13 protein-coding genes are annotated in these 16706 nt (G+C 67.6%); 4 read left to right on the top strand and 9 right to left on the bottom strand.

The window, feature by feature from the left end:
• The first annotated feature begins 17 nt into the window (after positions 1–17).
• The 3 genes from OZ671_RS05375 (at position 18) to OZ671_RS05365 (ending at position 3154) form a co-directional block, all read left to right on the top strand.
• On the top strand, positions 18–2345 hold the full coding sequence (locus tag OZ671_RS05375; protein ID WP_268859775.1) for a bifunctional salicylyl-CoA 5-hydroxylase/oxidoreductase: 2328 nt from the start codon (positions 18–20) through the stop codon (positions 2343–2345).
• 108 nt (positions 2346–2453) lie between these two features.
• A complete protein-coding gene (locus tag OZ671_RS05370) occupies positions 2454–2696 on the top strand; it encodes a type II toxin-antitoxin system Phd/YefM family antitoxin (protein WP_268859774.1) in 243 nt (80 codons plus the stop codon).
• Entirely contained in the window at positions 2696–3154 is a 459-nt protein-coding gene (locus tag OZ671_RS05365) for a PIN domain-containing protein (protein WP_268859773.1), read from the top strand. The genes OZ671_RS05370 and OZ671_RS05365 overlap by 1 nt, the downstream gene beginning before the upstream one ends.
• A 12-nt stretch (positions 3155–3166) precedes the next feature.
• On the opposite strand, the gene OZ671_RS05360 is transcribed toward OZ671_RS05365, so the two are convergent.
• The 7 genes from OZ671_RS05360 to OZ671_RS05330 form a co-directional block, all read right to left on the bottom strand.
• Positions 3167–4483: a nicotinate phosphoribosyltransferase gene (locus OZ671_RS05360; protein ID WP_268859772.1), complete on the bottom strand. Its 1317-nt coding sequence runs from the start codon at positions 4481–4483 to the stop codon at positions 3167–3169.
• Positions 4484–4610: 127 nt separating this feature from the next.
• Complete coding sequence (gene modB / locus OZ671_RS05355; RefSeq protein WP_268859771.1) at positions 4611–5306, bottom strand: molybdate ABC transporter permease subunit; 696 nt, start codon at positions 5304–5306, stop codon at positions 4611–4613.
• A 69-nt stretch (positions 5307–5375) separates the two neighbouring features.
• The gene (locus tag OZ671_RS05350) at positions 5376–6998 is read right to left on the bottom strand and encodes an ABC transporter ATP-binding protein (RefSeq protein ID WP_268859770.1); all 1623 of its coding nucleotides are present in this window, start codon (positions 6996–6998) and stop codon (positions 5376–5378) included.
• Positions 6995–7825, bottom strand: coding sequence for an ABC transporter permease (locus OZ671_RS05345; RefSeq protein WP_268859769.1), 831 nt, complete (start codon positions 7823–7825; stop codon positions 6995–6997). The genes OZ671_RS05350 and OZ671_RS05345 overlap by 4 nt, the downstream gene beginning before the upstream one ends.
• A 4-nt stretch (positions 7826–7829) precedes the next feature.
• Positions 7830–8807 carry an ABC transporter permease gene (locus OZ671_RS05340; RefSeq protein WP_268859768.1) on the bottom strand — a complete coding sequence of 326 codons (978 nt, stop codon included), beginning with the start codon at positions 8805–8807 and terminating at the stop codon, positions 7830–7832.
• Positions 8808–8869: 62 nt separating this feature from the next.
• On the bottom strand, positions 8870–10474 hold the full coding sequence (locus tag OZ671_RS05335; RefSeq protein WP_268859767.1) for an ABC transporter substrate-binding protein: 1605 nt from the start codon (positions 10472–10474) through the stop codon (positions 8870–8872).
• A 93-nt stretch (positions 10475–10567) separates the two neighbouring features.
• Complete coding sequence (locus tag OZ671_RS05330; protein WP_268859766.1) at positions 10568–11416, bottom strand: VOC family protein; 849 nt, start codon at positions 11414–11416, stop codon at positions 10568–10570.
• Between the two features lie 337 nt (positions 11417–11753).
• Here OZ671_RS05330 and OZ671_RS05325 point away from each other — a divergent pair, with 337 nt between their 5' ends.
• Positions 11754–13094 carry an NAD(P)/FAD-dependent oxidoreductase gene (locus tag OZ671_RS05325; RefSeq protein ID WP_268859765.1) on the top strand — a complete coding sequence of 447 codons (1341 nt, stop codon included), beginning with the start codon at positions 11754–11756 and terminating at the stop codon, positions 13092–13094.
• A gap of 65 nt (positions 13095–13159) precedes the next feature.
• On the opposite strand, the gene OZ671_RS05320 is transcribed toward OZ671_RS05325, so the two are convergent.
• On the bottom strand, positions 13160–15490 hold the full coding sequence (locus OZ671_RS05320) for a Tex family protein (protein ID WP_442957055.1): 2331 nt from the start codon (positions 15488–15490) through the stop codon (positions 13160–13162).
• 176 nt (positions 15491–15666) lie between these two features.
• Positions 15667–16647, bottom strand: coding sequence for an aldo/keto reductase (locus OZ671_RS05315; RefSeq protein WP_268859763.1), 981 nt, complete (start codon positions 16645–16647; stop codon positions 15667–15669).
• Positions 16648–16706: the final 59 nt, after the last annotated feature.

Here is a 16706-nt window from a genome sequence, read left to right as displayed (position 1 = left end):
TGTCGAGGAGGCACCCCATGCGGATCGCGGTCATCGGTGGCGGACCGGGCGGGCTCTATTTCGCCTGCCTGATGAAGCAGTGGCGCCCTTCGGCCGAGATCACCGTGTTCGAGCGCAACAAGGCCGACGACACGTTCGGCTTCGGGGTGGTCTTCTCCGACGCGACCCTCGACATTTTCGAGCGCTACGACGCCGAAAGCTACCGGGCGATCACCGACCACTTCGCCTATTGGGACGACATCCAGATCAACTTCCGCGACACCGTCCACCGGGTCGGCGGCAACGGCTTCTGCGGCTGCTCGCGCCAGACGCTGCTGATCCTGCTGCAGCGCCGGGCGCGGGCGCTCGGCGTGACGCTGCAGTTCGAGACCGAGGTCGAACCCGACCTCTCGGCCTTTGCCGGCTACGACCTGGTGGTCGCCGCGGACGGGATCAATTCGCGCATCCGCGAGGCGCATCGCGACCATTTCCAGCCCGAAGTGGACCTGAGGCCCAACAAGTTCACCTGGATGGGCTCGACCCGGCCGCTCGACGCCTTCACGTTCTTCTTCCGCGAGACGCCGCACGGCATCTTCATCGCCCATACCTACCAGTACGAGCCTGGCCGTTCGACCTGGGTGATCGAAACCGATCCTGCCACCTTTGCCCGCGCCGGCCTCGACAAGCTCGACGAGGAGGCCTCGGCGCGCTTCCTCGAAGGCATCTTCGCCGAGGAGCTCGCCGGCCATCCCCTGATCACCAACCGCTCGCTCTGGCGCCAGTTCCCGATGATCCGCACCCGCCGCTGGGTGAAGGACAATGTCGTGCTGATGGGCGACGCCAAGGGCACGGCGCATTTTTCGATCGGCGCCGGCACCAAGCTCGCCATGGAGGACGCCATTGCCCTGTTCGATGCGTTCCGGGCCAAGGGCAGCGTGGCGGAGGCGCTCGCGGCCTACGAAAACGACCGGCGCGAAGAGGTCGAGCGCACCCAGCACGCGGCCGACGTCTCGCTCGTCTGGTTCGAGCATCTCGACCGTTTCGCCGACATGGATCCGCGCCAGTTCGCCTTCGGCCTGATGACGCGCTCGAAGGCGATCACCTATGACAATCTGCGCCTGCGCGCGCCCGACTTCGTCGCCGATGTCGACCGGATGTTCGCCGAGACGGTTGCCGGCGCCGATCTCGCGGCACCGCGGCCGCCGCTGTTCCAGCCGCTCCATCTGCGCGGCATGACGCTCGATAACCGGGCCGTCGTCTCGCCCATGTGCATGTATTCGGCGGTCGACGGCCTGCCCAATGACTGGCACACCGTGCATTACGGCGCGCGCGCCGTCGGCGGCGCCGGCCTCCTCTATACCGAAATGACCTGCGTCGCGCCCGATGCCCGCATCACCCCCGGCTGCACCGGCCTCTGGAACGACGCGCAGGAGGCGGCCTGGACCCGCATCGTCGATTTCGTCCACGGCCACTCGCGCGCCAAGATCTGCCTTCAGCTCGGCCATGCCGGACGCAAGGGCGCGAGCCGACTGATGTGGGAGGGCATGGACAGGCCGCTTGCAGAAGGCGGCTGGCCGCTCGTCTCGGCCTCGCCCCTGCCCTACTACCCCGACAGCCAGGTGCCGACGGAGCTCGACGAAGCCGGCATGGAGCGGATCATCGCGGAATTCGTCGCGGCGACGACGCGCGGCGCGCGCTGCGGCTTCGACATGCTGGAAATGCACGCCGCCCACGGCTACCTGATCGCCTCCTTCCTGTCGCCGCTGACCAACAAGCGCACCGACGCCTATGGCGGCTCGCTCGACAACCGGCTGCGCTTCCCGCTCGCCGTGTTCCGCGCCATACGCGACGCCTGGCCGAGCGACCGGCCGATGTCGGTGCGCATCTCGGCCACCGACTGGCATGAGGACGGCCTGACAGCCGACGACTCGATCGCCATCGCCCGCGCCTTCGCGAAAGCCGGGATCGACCTCGTGGACGTTTCCACCGGCCAGACCTCGCCGGCCTCGCGGCCCGTCTATGGCCGCATGTTCCAGACGCCCTTCGCCGATGCCATCCGCAACGAAGCCGATGTCCTCACCATGTGCGTCGGCAACATCACCAGCGCCGACCAGATGAACACGATCCTCGCCGCCGGACGCGCCGATCTCGTGGCGCTCGGCCGGCCGCACCTTGCCGATCCCTCCTTCATGCTGAAGGCGGCCGCCTGGTACGGCATCGACATCCATCAGCCGCCGCAATACCTGCCGGGCAAGGACCAGGCGCTGCGCAATGCGGTGAAGGACCGGGCCGATTTCGAGGCGCTGAAAGTGGCGGCCAAGCCGAAGCGACACGCCAAGGGCACGTTCGATCAGGCGGCGGAGTGAGGGGTGGGCGGCGCAACGGTCAAGCCAGCCGCCGTCGCGAAAAGATATCTTGAAAACCGTCGCCTCGACGTTATAGTAGGCAATATAACTACTTTTATCGAGGTCATCATGGATGAGGCCGTTTCAGCAGCCGAAGCCAACCGCAATTTTTCGGCCATTTTGCGCAATGTTCGCGAGGGGCAAAGCTATCTGGTCACCAGCCACGGCCGACCTGTCGCGCGCATTGTACCCCCGGGCCGGCAGCCGGATCTGACAGCCACGACGCGCGACGCGCTCCTGGCTCGGCTCGAAGACCAGCCTCTTATCGATATTGGTCGATGGAGCCGCGACGAGCTCTACGAGCGGACCTGATGAAGGTCGCACTCGATACCAATCTTCTGGTCTATGCCGAAGGCATCAACGGCGCCGACAAGCGCGCAATAGCCCTCGACGTGCTGCGGCGCCTTCCGGCCGATACCGCCATCATTCCCGTGCAGGTACTCGGGGAACTGTTCCACGTTCTCGTCCGTAAGGCTGGATGGTCTCAAGCCCGGGCGCGGGGCGCGCTTCTCAGTTGGCGCGACGCTTTCGCTGTCACCGACACATCTGCTGATGTCATGCAAGCGGCTGTCGACCTTGCAAGCGACCACCATCTTGCAATCTGGGACGCGGTCATCCTCTCGGCTGCCTCGCAGGCCGGCTGCCGGCTGCTCCTGTCGGAAGACCTGCAGGACGGTTTCACCTGGGGCGGAGCGACCGTCGTCAATCCCTTTGCCGCTGTTCGGCATGCTTTGCTGGATGCGCTCCTCAGCGCCGCCGATCGCGCCTGAGAGCGCTGCCGCTCACACCAGAACCGGCTGCGCCTTCATGCCGGCGACGCCGAAGATGCGGCGGTAGCGCTCGATCTCCTCGCGCGGACCGGTCGCCTTCAGGGGGTTGTCCGAGAGCTTGACCGCCGGCCGGCCATTGGCCTCGACCACCTTGCACACGACCGAGATCGGCGCCAGCGCGTCGGCATCGCCATTGGGCATGCAGCCCTTGAAGTCGTTGGTGAGGTTGGTGCCCCAGCCGTAACCGATGCGCACGCGTCCCTTGAAATGGCGAGCCGTCGCCTCGATCGAATCGATATCCATGCCGTCGGAGAGAATGACCAGCTTCTTGGTCGGGTCGCGGCCCTTGAGCGACCACCAGCGGATCAGCTCTTCCGTCCCCTCGATCGGCTCCTTGGAATCGGGGCGCGCGCCGGTCCAGTCGGCGACCCAGTCGGGCGCATGGGCCAGGAAATGCTCGCTGCCGAAGCAGTCCGGCAGGATGATGCGCATGTTCTGGTCGTAGATGCGGGCCCAGTCCTCCAGAACCCGGTAGGGCGAGGCGAGCAGCTCGGCGTCGGTCTCGGCGAGCGCCGCATAGACCATCGGCAGTTCATGGGCATTGGTGCCGATGGCTTCGAGGCCGAGATCCATGGCAAGCTTCATGTTGGACGTGCCGGTGAAGACCTCGGGACCCAGCGCGTCGGCCAGCGCCTCCAGCATCCATTGCTGCCAGAGATAGCCGTGACGGCGGCGCGTGCCGAAATCGGAGATCTTGAGCACGCCGACCTCGTCCTTCAGCCGGCGCAGCCGCTTGATCTTGTCCCAGGCCTTGGCCTTGGCATTGGCGTAGAGGATGTCGAGCTCGAGCTTGGACAGGTCGCGCATGATCGCGCGGGCGCGCAGCTCGTTGATGATGGCGAGCGACTGCACCTCCCACATGGTGGTGGCGGCCCACTGGCCGGCGAAGCGCAACTCATACTGCCCCTCGCGCTTGGTCAGCTCATAGTCCGGCAGCCGGAAATCCTTGAGGTAGGCGAGGTAATCCGGTCCGAAAATGCGCTCGCGGCCGTAAAAGGTGTTGCCGGCAAGCCAGATCAGCTCACGCGGCGTGAAGCGCAGCTCACGCGCATGGTCGAGCTGGGCGCGCAGCTCGGTTTCGTCGATGTCGTCGGCCAGCCGCACTGTGGTGGTGCGGTTGGACAAGGCGAAGGTCGCCGTCACATCCGGATAGAAGCGCCGGATGAGCTGCTGCATCGAGAATTTGTAATAGTCGGAATCGAGCAGCGACCGGATGATCGGATCGAGTTTCCACGTATGATTGTAGACGCGGGTGGCAATGTCGACCATGGGCTGCTCGAACGCGATGACGTGACGGCCGGGACCATAGCAAGGCCGGCTTGGCCCTGAACACTGGCCCCTCGCCTTCGATATCGCAAGCCAGCCGCGCGGCCGAGGCCCGGCTGGATGCTGGACGTCAGGTTCCGTGCAGGCGGGCGCCGGCGCGCCGGGCGAACCATTCGGAGACGACGAGGGCGGCGAGCGCGACCACGACCGCGATCACGGTGAGGCGGAGCGCCGCCGCATCGCCGCCGGGCACCTGGGTATAGGTGTAGATCGCCGCCGAAATGGTCTGGGTTTCGCCTGGTATGTTGGACACGAAGGTAATGGTGGCGCCGAACTCGCCGAGCGCCTTGGCAAAACACAGGACGATGCCGGCCAGGATGCCGGGCAGCGCGAGCGGCAGGGTGACGGTGAAGAACACGCCGACCGGATTGGCGCCGAGGGTGGATGCGGCCTGCTCCAGTTTCACGTCGGCGGCCTCGATCGACAGGCGGATCGCCCGCACCAGCAGGGGAAAGCCCATGACCGCGCAGGCGAGCGCCGCGCCGGTCCAGCGGAACGAGAAGACGATGCCGAAATGTTCGGCCAGGAAGGCCCCGACCGGCCCGCGCCGGCCCATGGTGAGCAGCAGCATGTAGCCGGTGACGACAGGCGGCAGGACCAGCGGCAGATGGATGAGCCCGTCGAGGACGGCCTTGCCCCAGAACTGCTTGCGGGCGAGCAGGAAGGCGAGCGCAATCCCCGCCGGCAGGGCCGCGGCGGTCGCCCAGAAGGCGACACGCAGCGACAGCTCGATCGCGACCCATTCCTCGCTGGTCAGATGCAACATCTCGGCCCCCAATGTCGCCACGAGCTTAGCTTGCCCCCGCCCCCCGCGCGAGACGCCGAAATGCCGCCCTCAGGCCGTCACCGGCTCGCGCGCAAGGCTGAAGTCGCGCCCCGGGATCGAGGCGAGCAGCGCCTGGGTATAGGGATGCTGCGGGTTGCCGAAGACCTCTGCCACGGGACCCGTCTCCACCACCTCGCCGCTCTTCATCACCGCGACGAGGTCGCAGACCTGGGCGGCGACGCGCAGGTCGTGGGTGATGAAGACGATCGACAGGCCGAGCTTCTGGCGGAGCTCGCCGAGCAGCTTCAGCACCTGCGCCTGCACCGAGACGTCGAGGGCGGAGACCGGCTCGTCGGCCACCAGCACATCCGGCTCGAGGGCGAGCGCGCGGGCAAGACCGATGCGCTGGCGCTGGCCGCCGGAAAATTCGTGGGGGAAGCGGTCGGTCGCTGCCGGGTCGAGCCCGACCAGGGTGAAGAGCTCGCGTGCCCGGGCCAGCGCCTTGTCGTGCGGCATGCCGTGGACGATCGGGCCCTGCGCCACCAGCTCTCCCGCCTTGCGGCGGGGGTTGAGGGAGGCGAAGGGATCCTGGAACACCATCTGGATATGGCGCGTCTCGGCGCGCATCTCCTCGCGCGAAAGGCAGGCGAGATCGCGGCCGTTCAGCACGATCCGGCCGCTGTCGGGATCGATGAGGCGGACGAGGCAGCGGGCGAGCGTCGACTTGCCCGAGCCGGATTCGCCGACGATGCCGAGCGTGCCGCCCTTGGGCAGCACGAGCGAGGCGTTCTTGACCGCATGGGTGACGCGCGCGCCGCGGCCGAAGAAACCGCCGTTGCGATAGGTCTTCGAGACGTTCTCGATCGTCATGATCGGCTCGTCCGACAGCGGGCGGGCCGGCGGCGCGGTGAGCGGCGGCACGGCGGCAATCAGTTGCCGGCTGTAGGGGTGCTGCGGCCGCGACAGGATCGCCTCGGCCGGCCCCTGCTCGACGATCCTGCCATGCTGCATCACCGCGACCCGGTCGGCGATCTCGGCGACCACGCCGAAATCGTGCGTGATGAAGAGGACCGCCGTGCCCTTGCGACGCTGCAGGTCGCGGATCAGCTCCAGGATCTGCGCCTGGGTGGTGACGTCGAGCGCGGTGGTCGGCTCGTCGGCGATCAGCACCTTGGGATCGAGCGCCAGCGCCATGGCGATCATGGCGCGCTGGCGCTGGCCGCCGGAGAGCTCGTGCGGATAGGCCCTGGCGGCCTGTTTCGGATCGGGGATGCGCACCTCTTCGAGCAGGCTGAGGACCCGCTCGGCGATCTCGGCCTTGCCGAGCCCGGTGTGCACCTTGAACATCTCGCCGATCTGGTCGCCGATGCTGCGCAGGGGATTGAGCGCAGTCATCGGCTCCTGGAAGATCATGGCGATGCCGGCGCCGCGCACGCGGCGCATCTCCGCCTCGTCGACCTCGGCAAGGTCCCGCCCGTCGAACAGGATGCGGCCACCGTCGATGGCCACTCCACCCGGAAGCAGGCGCATCACGGCATTGGCGGTCATCGACTTGCCCGAGCCCGATTCGCCGACGACGCAGAGGATCTCGCCCGCCGCGACGGCAAGCGTCACGTCCTGCAGGGCATGGCTGCGGTCGGCGCCCTTGGGCAGCCGCACGCTGACATTGTCGAGGGTCAGAAGCGCGCTCATTTGCCCTTGAGCCTTGGATTGAGCGCATCGTTGAGGCCCTGGCCGACCAGCGACACGGCGAGCACGGTGATGAGGATGGCGACGCCCGGAATGGCCGAAACATACCACTGCACGCGCAGCACGTCGCGGCCGAGGCCAATGAGATTGCCCCAGGAGGCGACGTTGGGATCGGAGAGCTTCAGGAAGGCGAGCGAGCTTTCCAGGAGGATCGCCACCGCCATGACGACGCTGGCGTAGACGATGACCGGCGGCAGGGCGTTCGGCAGGATCTCGCCGAAGATCAGCTTGACGTCCTTGAGGCCCAGCGTGCGGCCGGCCTGGACGAATTCGCGGTTGCGCAGCGACAGGAACTCGGCCCGGGTCAGCCGCGCCGGCGCCGGCCAGGAGACGACGCCGATGGCGATCGTCACCGTTGCCAGCGTCGAGCCGAACACCGCCACCAGGACCAGCAGGAGCAGAAAGTTCGGCAGGGTCTGGAAGGCCTCGGTAACGCGCATCAGCGCGTTGTCGACATGGCCGCCGTAATAGCCGGCGAGCGAACCGATGACGATGCCGATGGCGACAGCGATGCCGGTCGCGACGAGGCCGATCAGGAGCGAGATGCGCGCGCCGTGGAAGATCTGCGCCGCGATGTCGCGGCCGGAATTGTCGGTGCCGAGCAGGAAGCGCGGATTTTCGAACGGCCAGACCAGCGGCCGGCCGGCGAGGCTCAACGGATCGCGCGGATAGAGCCAGCCGGCGCTCGCCGCCATGGCCAGCACCAGGACGAGCAGGATGAGGCCGACCACCGCCGGCGGGCTGCGGAAATAGGACTTCAGGAAGGCCATGATCTCAGCCCTCCGCCGAAATGCGCGGATCGAGCCGGGCATAGAGGAGGTCGACGACGAAGTTCACCGCGATCACCAGCAGCGCCGAGACGAAGATGATGCCGAGCAGGGTGTTGAGATCGCGCTGGACCACCGATTCATAAGCGAGACGGCCGAGCCCGGGCAGCGAGAACACGCTCTCCACCACGACCGAACCGCCAAGCATCGTGCCGGCCTGCAGGCCGATGAGGGTGACCATCGGCAGCAGCGCATTGCGCAGGACATGGCGCACCACGACGCTCGTCTCGTCGAGCCCCTTGGCACGCGCCGTGCGCACGAAGTCGAGGTTCAGCACTTCGAGCATCGAGGCGCGCATGATGCGCAGGTAGATGGCGAGAAAGATGAGCCCGAGCGTCAGCGTCGGCAGGACCAGGTGGTGGGCGATGTCGAGGGTGCGCCAGAAGCCGGTCTGCACCACCGTGATGTCTTCGAGCCCGCCGGCCGGCAGCCATTGCAGGTAGACCGAGAAGACGACGATCGCCATCAGGCCGAACCAGAACGAGGGCGTCGCATAGAAGATGAGGCCGAGGCTGGAGATCAGCGTATCCGGCCACTTGTTGACCCCGCGCGCGGCGATGACGCCGAAGACGAGGCCGAAGAAGAAGGCAAAGGACAATGCGGCCGTCATCAGGAGCAGGGTCGCCGGCAGGCGCTCGGCGATGACGGTCGCCACCGGCTTGCCGTAGATGGCGGAAAAGCCGAGATCGAAGCGGACCAGGCGCCAGAGGTAGTTGCCGAGCTGGGCCGAGACCGAGAGATCGAGCCCGTAGAACCGACGCAGCTCCTGCGCGGTGGCCGCGTCGCCGCCGCCCATCTGGGCCATCATCGCGTCGACCGTGTCGCCCGGCGCGAACTGCAGCAGCAGGAAGACGCCGATCAGGATCAGCAGGAGGGTCGGGATCGAGGCGGCAAGGCGCCGCCCCGCGAGACGAAGGATACGCATCAGCTAGCGGTCCGATTCCAACGTTTGCGTTCCCGCGCTGCAGATCACATGAGCCAAGACGGTCATTCCGCCAGCCAGAGGTCGTGCCAGCTCGACGAGCCCCAGCGCGGCGTATTGGAATGGTTGCGCGCCTTGGCGTTGATCACGGTGACGAAGATCTGCTCGATGGGCATCCAGATGGGCAGTTCGCCATTGGCGCGCCGGACGAAGTCCGCATAGAGCGCCTTGCGCTTGACCGGGTCGACCTCGGTCGCGGCATCGTCGATGATCTTGTCGATGACGGGGTCGGTCCAGCCCCACTGGTTGGTCCAGGGCGCGCCCTTCGGCTGGCCGGAACGGTACCAGACGGTGGTCGAGACGGCCGGATCGTTGCGGTACTGGTGCCAGCCGGTCGCCAGGTCGAAGGCGTGGTCGTCATAGACCTGCTTGAGGAAGCCGCCGCCGTCGTTGCGCACGATGTCGACGCGCACGCCGACCTCGGACAGCGACTGCTGGATGAAGGTCGCCCACAGCGAGACATCCTCGCCCCAGGGAGCAGGCAGGAGGCGCAGCGAGAAGCGCGTGCCGCCGGCGCCCGGCTTGTAGCCGGCCTCGTCCAGCAGCCTGATCGCCTTGGCCTTGTCGTAGGGATATTGCGGAGTGTCCGCGCCCGGATAGAAGTCGGTCGAGACCGAGGGGATCGGGCCGGTGCCGAGCTTGGCGAAAGTGCCGAGGAAGTTCTCGATGAAGAACGGCACGTTGATCGCATGCGCCAGCGCCTGGCGCACCTTGATGTCAGAGAGCTCCTTGCGCCGGAAATTGAACTCCAGCGTGTTGGTGCGGGCATTGCCCTCGTTGCCCTTGGTGGAGACGATGAAGCGCGGATCCTTGCCAAGCCGCGCCATGTCGGAAATCGACAGGGCCGAGAACGGGCTGTAATGGATCTGGCCGGCTTCGAGCTGCGCGGCGGCCGCCGCGCGATCGGTGATCACCCGCCAGACGATCCGGTCGAGATAGGGCGCGTTCGGGCGCCAGTAGTTGGGATTGCGCTCGGCGATGATGTGCTGGCCGCGCTCATACTGGACGAACTTGAACGGCCCGGTGCCGACCGGCGCGAGATTGACCGGGTTCTGCCTGATGTCGCCGGCATTCTCGTAGAGATGTTTCGGCGAGACGTAGCCGAGATCGGGCAGCGCGCGCAGCAGGAGGTTGAGTGGCATCGGCCGCTCGTAGCGGAACACCGCCGTGTGCGGGTCGGGCGTATCGACGGCGTTGAGGAAGAGCTGCAGGGTCGATCCGTAGTTGAGGATCTTCTTCCACATCTCCATGGCCGTGAAGGCGACGTCGGCCGAGGTGAACGGCTTGCCGTCATGCCAGGTCACGCCCTGGCGCAGCTTGAAGGTGATGGTCTTGCCGTCGGGAGCGGCTTCCCAGCTCTCGGCGAGGACGCCGACCGTGCGGCCCTCGGCGTCGAGATCGACGAGCGGCTCCTGGATCTTGCCGCCGATGATATAGACGCCGGTCGAGGCCTGCAGGCTCGGATTGAGCTGGCGCTGCTCGGCCGCGTAGTGGACCGTGAAGACCCCGCCCCGGCGCGGCGTCGCCTGAGCGAAGGAGCGCTCCGGAAACAGGACGCTGGAAGCGATGGCGGCGCTGGTCATCAGCGCGGCGCGGCGGGTGAAGTCCATAGACGGGTCTCCTGGGAGCGGCGGATCGGTCGTGACGATGAGAGACGGGCCGTGGCCCGTCAATCGAGGAGCGGCTTCGGCTGAACCGTGGGCTCAGGCCTGAACGAAGCTGACGATGACGCCGTTGGCGGCGCCCGCCGGCACCGACGCGGCGCCGTCATGCGCGACCGTGCCCGGCACTGCGCGCGCCTTGGCGAGATCGTCGGTGCCGAGCACGATGGCCACGGCGCCTTCCGCGGCCGCGCCCTGGCGCACGGCCTCCGGATAACGCGCGGCGAGGCCGGCCGCGTCGTAGAAGACGAAATCGGCGCGCCTCTTGCCCGACGGCACACGATAGCTGCCGCCCGCCTCGGCCTGGACCGGCTCGTCGATCAGGCGGCTCAGATGCGCCGCCGACGCCTTGGGATCGGCGCTCAGGACCTCGACGCGGACGATGCGTGTCGCGCCATTGGCGTGGCGCTGCAGTTCCGGGATCCAGACGGTGTCGCGTGTCAGGTGCTGGCAGGCGAAGATGCGCATGCCGCCCGGATTTTCGGTGAGCGGCCAGCGGAACACGTTGAAGCGCGCTTCGCCGGTGCCGCCGCCGGGCAGTTCCACCGGACGGCCGAAATGAACCGGCCCGAGCGGCTCGAGGCCGCGGCTCTTCAGCTCGGCGGCACCGGCCGCGGCGTCGTCGGTGGTGAAGGCGGTGCGCTCGATGCCTTCGCGCTTGGCGAGAAAGTCGCGGGTCGGCTTGTTCTGATCGGTCTCGGCCAGCACGCCCAGCAGTTCCAGGTAATCCTCACCGAACATGATCGTATAGTTGCCCGACCCCATCTGCGGCGAATGGGTGCCACGCGGCGACACGGTGAAGCCCAGCCGCTTCCACTCGGCGGCCGAGGCATCGAGATCGCGGACCGCGACGACAACGTGGTCGGCGCCCAGAATGTGCTTGAGCGGCATGGCTCGCCCCCTGTTCCATGAACGGGCGGCCGCGCGTCATGCCGGCCCGCCCCGATGCGGGATCGGCGCGCCCGGCTCAGCCGAGCGCTCGCCGCCCCCAGCCAAGACATATCGCGCCGTAGTGTTTTATTTCAATAGCGGTCATAAAAATAGCACAGAAAGTTCAAAAAATTCTACAACATAGCCAAAATGAAGAAAAAATATCCCGTTTTGATGGAAAGACTGATGATGCTATGCAGCCCGACACCAAACGGGGACGGCCATGCGGCCGGCGACCTTGTGACCAGCCGCGCGCGCGGCTTTCATGCATCATAGTCATAACAGCGGAAGAACATCCATGCCCCAGTCGTCCACGTCGACCGCTCCGGTCAGTTGGCCGCCTTCGCTGTGGGCGGCCACCGCGCCGCCCGGCCCGGCCTTGCCCGCGCTCGAGGGTCCGGTCAGCACGGACGTCGTGATCATCGGCGCCGGCTTTACCGGGCTTTCGACGGCGATCCACCTGCGCGAGATGGGTGTCGAGGTCACCGTCGTCGAAGCCGCGGAGCCCGGCTGGGGCGCGTCCGGGCGCAACAACGGCCAGGTGATCCCGACCCTGTCGGGCCACGACCCCTCCGCCATGGTGGCGCGCCACGGCGAAGCCGGCGAGCGGTTCAACGCCGTGCTGCGCGACAGCGCCCACTACCTCTTCGACGTCGTGCGCAAATATTCCATCCCCGCGGAAGCCGAGCAGGCCGGCTGGGTGCAGCCGGTTCATTCGCCCGGGCGCATGAAAATCGCCGAAAAGCGGGTGAAGGAATGGTCCGCCATCGGCGCGCCGGTGGAGCTTCTCGACCGGGCGGCGATGAGCCGGATGCTCGGCTCGGACGCCTGGTTCGGCGGCTTCTGGAACCGCACGGGCGGCCATATCAACCCGCTGGCGCTGGCGCGCGGCCTCGCCGAGGTCGCCCTGAGGCTCGGCGCGGTGATCTATGCCCGCTCGCCGGCCGCCAGCATGGCCTATGCCAATGACCGCTGGGTGGTGAAGACTGCGGCCGGCTCGGTGACCGCGCGCGCCCTGGTGCTCGCGACCAACGCCTATACCGGCGAGTTCGAGGCTGGCCTTGCCCCCGAGATCGCGCAGGAGGTGATCCCGGTCCTGTCCTGGCAGATGGCCACACGGCCGATCAGCGACAATATCGCGAAGACCATCATTCCCGACCGCCAGGCCATGTCGGATACCCATCGCGAACTCTATTTCGCGCGCTGGGACGCCCGCAACCGGCTGGTGACCGGCGGCGCCGCCATGCTGCCGGGCCCCGGCGGGGCCAATCTCAGGCCGCAGGTGGCCGAACGGCTGAAGCGGCTCTGGCCGCAGATCGGCGACGTCGAATTCGACTTCGTCTGGTCCGGCTATGTCGGCATGACGCCCGACAGCGTGTTCAAGCCGCAGGTGCCGGGTTTTCCGCGAATCCATCGGCTCGGCCCGAACGGCTTCGCCTGGACCGGCTGCAACGGCCGGGCCGTGGCCTTGTCGGTCTCGCTCGGCCGGGAGCTTGCCCGGGCGACCCAGGCCGTGTCCCTCGACAAGCTCGGCCTGCCGCTGTCGGAACCGAAACCACAGCCGTTCCAGCCCCTGATCCGGCGTATCGCCCCCTTCGCCCTGCCGCTCTACAGGCATCTCGACGCCAAGGAAATCTAGGCGCCGGCCAAGCTTCCCGGCTTCCGGCAGGGCGGGCGATCGCCGATCGCCTGCCCTCGCCGCCATCAGCGCCGGCGCATCGCCTCGGCCAGCGCCGCGCCGAGCGCCCCCTGTTGGGGCTTTGCATCCCGCTCGCCCGACCTGCTGCCCGCCGGCTTGCCGCTGTAGCCACCCTTGCCGCCCTGCGGCCGCGACCGGTCGGCCATGCGATCGGCAGCGCGATCGGCGCCCTGCCCGTCGCGGCGCATGGTCAGGCTGATCCGCTTGCGCGCGACATCAACCTCCAGCACCCGGACCTTGACGACGTCGCCGGCTTTGACGACCTCGTGCGCGTCCTTCACGAAACGGTCGGCAAGCTGCGATACATGCACGAGCCCGTCCTGATGGACGCCGATGTCGACGAAGGCGCCGAAGGCGGCGACATTGGTGACCGTGCCCTCGAGCTGCATGCCGGGCCTCAGGTCCTTGATGTCGTCGATGCCCTCGGCAAAGGTCGCGGTCTTGAAGTCCGGCCGCGGATCCCGGCCCGGCTTCTCGAATTCGGCGAGGATGTCCTTGACCGTCGGCAGGCCGAAGCGCTCGTCGACGAACAGCCTGGGGTCGAGCTTGCGCAGCGTCGCGCCGTCGCCCATGAGGGAACGGATGTCGCGGCCGCAGGCGCTGACGATCTTGCGCGCCACCGGATAGGCTTCCGGGTGGATCGAGGAAGCGTCCAGCGGCTCGACCCCGTCGCGGATGCGCAGGAAGCCGGCGCATTGCTCGAAGGTCCGCGCGCCGAGCCGGGGCACGGCCATGAGGTCGGCGCGGCTCGCATAGGGCCCCTCGGCGTTGCGGCGCGCGACGATCGCCTCGGCGATCGACGGTCCGAGCCCCGACACCCGGGTCAGCAGCGGAACCGAGGCCGTATTGAGGTCGACGCCGACGCCGTTGACCGCATCCTCGACCACGGCGTCGAGCGCGCGGGCGAGCCGCGTCTGGTCGACATCGTGCTGGTATTGGCCGACGCCGATCGATTTCGGCTCGACCTTGACGAGCTCGGCGAGCGGATCCTGCAGGCGGCGGGCGATCGATACCGCCCCCCGCAGCGATACATCGAGCCCGGGAAACTCTGCCGCAGCGGCCTCGGAAGCCGAATAGACCGAGGCGCCGGCTTCGGAGACGATGACCTTGGTCGGCTTCGGCGCGGGGATATCGGCAAGGAGATCCGCGACCAGCTTCTCGGTCTCGCGGCTCGCCGTGCCGTTGCCGATGGCGATGAGTTCGATCTTGTGCTTGACGATGAGCTTGGCGAGTTCGGCCTGGGCACCGCGCACGTCGTTCTTGGGCTGGAACGGATAGATGGTCGCCGTGTCGACCAGCTTGCCGGTGCGGTCGACGGCGGCGACCTTCACGCCGGTGCGGATGCCGGGATCGAGGCCGAGCGTGGGGCGCGCGCCGGCGGGCGCGGCGAGCAGCAGATCCTTCAGGTTGCGCGAGAAGACCCGGATCGCCTCCTCCTCGGCCCGCTCGCGCAGCTCGCGCATCAGGTCGAGCGAGAGCTGCAGCGACAGTTTCACCCGCCAGGTCCAGCCGGCGACCTCGCGCAGCCAGGCATCGGCCGGACCATTGCCGACCTTGAGCGCCGCCGCCACCTTCAGTTCCACCGGCTTGTTCGGCGCGGGCACGTCGGCGTCGACCTCGATCGCCACCGTGAGAATATCCTCGTTGCGGCCGCGCAGGATGGCGAGCGCACGGTGGCTCGGCACGGTCGACCACTTCTCGGAATAGGCGAAATAGTCGGAGAACTTGGCGCCCGCCTCGGCCTTGCCCTCGATCACCGTCGAGGTCACCACGGCATTGGCCTTCATATGCTCACGCAGGTTGCCGAGCAGGTCGGCATTTTCCGCGAGCTGTTCGGCAATGATGTCGCGCACCCCGTCGAGAGCGGCCTTCACATCGGCGACCTCGCCGGTGACATAGGCTTCCGCCGCGGCGCGCGGATCGAGCGAGCGATCGGCGAGCAGCGCCTCGGCGAGCGGCCCGAGGCCGCGCTCGCGGGCGATCTCCGCCTTGCTGCGGCGCTTCGGCCGATAGGGCAGATAGAGGTCTTCGAGCTCGGCCTTGGTGGCGGCGCCGGCGATCCTGAGCGCGAGCTCGTCGCTCATCTTGCCCTGGCCGGTGATCTCCTGAAAGATTGCCGCCCGGCGCGCTTCCAGCTCGCGCAGATAGGCGAGCCGCTCGGCGAGGTTGCGCAGTTGCGTGTCGTCGAGACCGCCGGTCGCTTCCTTGCGGTAGCGCGCGACGAAGGGCACGGTCGCGCCCTCGTCCAGAAGCGCCACCGCCGCCGTGACCTGCGCCGCGCCGGCGCCGATTTCCGAGGCGATGGTGGCCGCGATCTTCTGTTCCGTCTGCATGATGATTCCGTCACGATTCCGGGGAGGCGCGACCATAGAGAGAACGCCAGGGCGCCGGTACGGCAAGTGGCGCGTCTCCACAATAAATGCAGGCCCGGCCGACCGGACAAGAGACAAGACAAGGACGGGCGCGGCGGCGGGCGCCGCGCCGATCCGGCCGCAAACGGCTTCGCCCGGTGTCAGCGGAAGCCGGTCACCGCATGCGGCACATAGGGTGCCTCGAGCGCGGCGATCTCGTCGGGCTCGAGCTTCACGGCCAGCGCGGCCACCGCATCGTCGAGATGCTGCGGCTTGGTGGCACCGACGATCGGCGCGGTGATGCTCGGCTTCGCCAGCACCCAGGCGAGGGCGATCTGCGCGCGCGGTACGCCACGGGCCTTCGCGACCTGCGCCACGGCTTCCACCACCTTGCGGTCGGCGTCGGCGGTCGCGGCATAAAGCGTCTTGCCGAAGGCATCGGTCTCGGAGCGGGCGCTTGTCTCGTCCCAGTCGCGGGTCAGCCGGCCGCGGGCGAGCGGGCTCCAGGGAATGACGCCGATGCCCTCCTCGCGGCAGAGCGGCAGCATTTCGCGCTCCTCCTCGCGGTAGAGCAGATTGACATAGTTCTGCATGGTCGCAAAGCGGGTCCAGCCGTTCAGCTCGGCGAGATAGAGCGCCTTGGTGAACTGCCAAGCGTGCATGGAGGACGCACCGATATAGAGCGCCTTGCCGGCCTTGACCACGTCGTGCAGCGCTTCCAGCGTCTCCTCGATCGGCGTCGCCTCGTCGAAACGATGGATCTGGTAGAGATCGACATGATCGGTGCCGAGCCGACGCAGGCTCGCGTCGATCTCGGTCATGATCGCCTTGCGCGACAAGCCCGCGCCGTTCGGGCCGGGCCGCATGCGGTTGAACACCTTGGTGGCGATGACCACGTCCTCGCGCTTGGTGAAATCCTTCAGCGCGCGGCCGACGATCTCCTCGCTGGTGCCGTCGGAATAGACATTGGCCGTGTCGAAGAAGTTGAAGCCGAGGTCCAGCGCCTTGCGGATGAACGGCCGGCTCGCCTCCTCGTTCAGCGACCAGGGATGGCTGCCGCGGTCGGGCATGCCGTAGCTCATGCAGCCGAGGCACAAACGCGAGACTTCGAGGCCGGTCCGGCCGAGTTTGACGTAATCCATCGCAGTGCTCCTTGCCCCTGATGCCCCCCGGGGTGGCCGCCAGCATATCGGCGCCGGAC

The sequence above is a fragment of the Phreatobacter sp. AB_2022a genome, from assembly GCF_026847585.1.
Taxonomy (GTDB): domain Bacteria; phylum Pseudomonadota; class Alphaproteobacteria; order Rhizobiales; family Phreatobacteraceae; genus Phreatobacter.
This window is presented reverse-complemented; position numbering and strand designations above follow the sequence as displayed.

Excerpts from the sequence above, each read along its gene's own strand:
- OZ671_RS05365 (WP_268859773.1), top strand. The coding sequence starts at position 2,696 with ATGAAGGTCGCACTCGATACCAATCTTCTGGTCTATGCCGAAGGCATC.
- OZ671_RS05340 (WP_268859768.1), bottom strand. The coding sequence starts at position 8,807 with ATGCGTATCCTTCGTCTCGCGGGGCGGCGCCTTGCCGCCTCGATCCCG.
- OZ671_RS05325 (WP_268859765.1), top strand. The coding sequence starts at position 11,754 with ATGCCCCAGTCGTCCACGTCGACCGCTCCGGTCAGTTGGCCGCCTTCG.
- OZ671_RS05370 (WP_268859774.1), top strand. The coding sequence starts at position 2,454 with ATGGATGAGGCCGTTTCAGCAGCCGAAGCCAACCGCAATTTTTCGGCC.
- OZ671_RS05335 (WP_268859767.1), bottom strand. The coding sequence starts at position 10,474 with ATGGACTTCACCCGCCGCGCCGCGCTGATGACCAGCGCCGCCATCGCT.
- OZ671_RS05330 (WP_268859766.1), bottom strand. The coding sequence starts at position 11,416 with ATGCCGCTCAAGCACATTCTGGGCGCCGACCACGTTGTCGTCGCGGTC.
- modB (WP_268859771.1), bottom strand. The coding sequence starts at position 5,306 with ATGTTGCATCTGACCAGCGAGGAATGGGTCGCGATCGAGCTGTCGCTG.
- OZ671_RS05345 (WP_268859769.1), bottom strand. The coding sequence starts at position 7,825 with ATGGCCTTCCTGAAGTCCTATTTCCGCAGCCCGCCGGCGGTGGTCGGC.
- OZ671_RS05375 (WP_268859775.1), top strand. The coding sequence starts at position 18 with ATGCGGATCGCGGTCATCGGTGGCGGACCGGGCGGGCTCTATTTCGCC.
- OZ671_RS05315 (WP_268859763.1), bottom strand. The coding sequence starts at position 16,647 with ATGGATTACGTCAAACTCGGCCGGACCGGCCTCGAAGTCTCGCGTTTG.
- OZ671_RS05350 (WP_268859770.1), bottom strand. The coding sequence starts at position 6,998 with ATGAGCGCGCTTCTGACCCTCGACAATGTCAGCGTGCGGCTGCCCAAG.
- OZ671_RS05360 (WP_268859772.1), bottom strand. The coding sequence starts at position 4,483 with ATGGTCGACATTGCCACCCGCGTCTACAATCATACGTGGAAACTCGAT.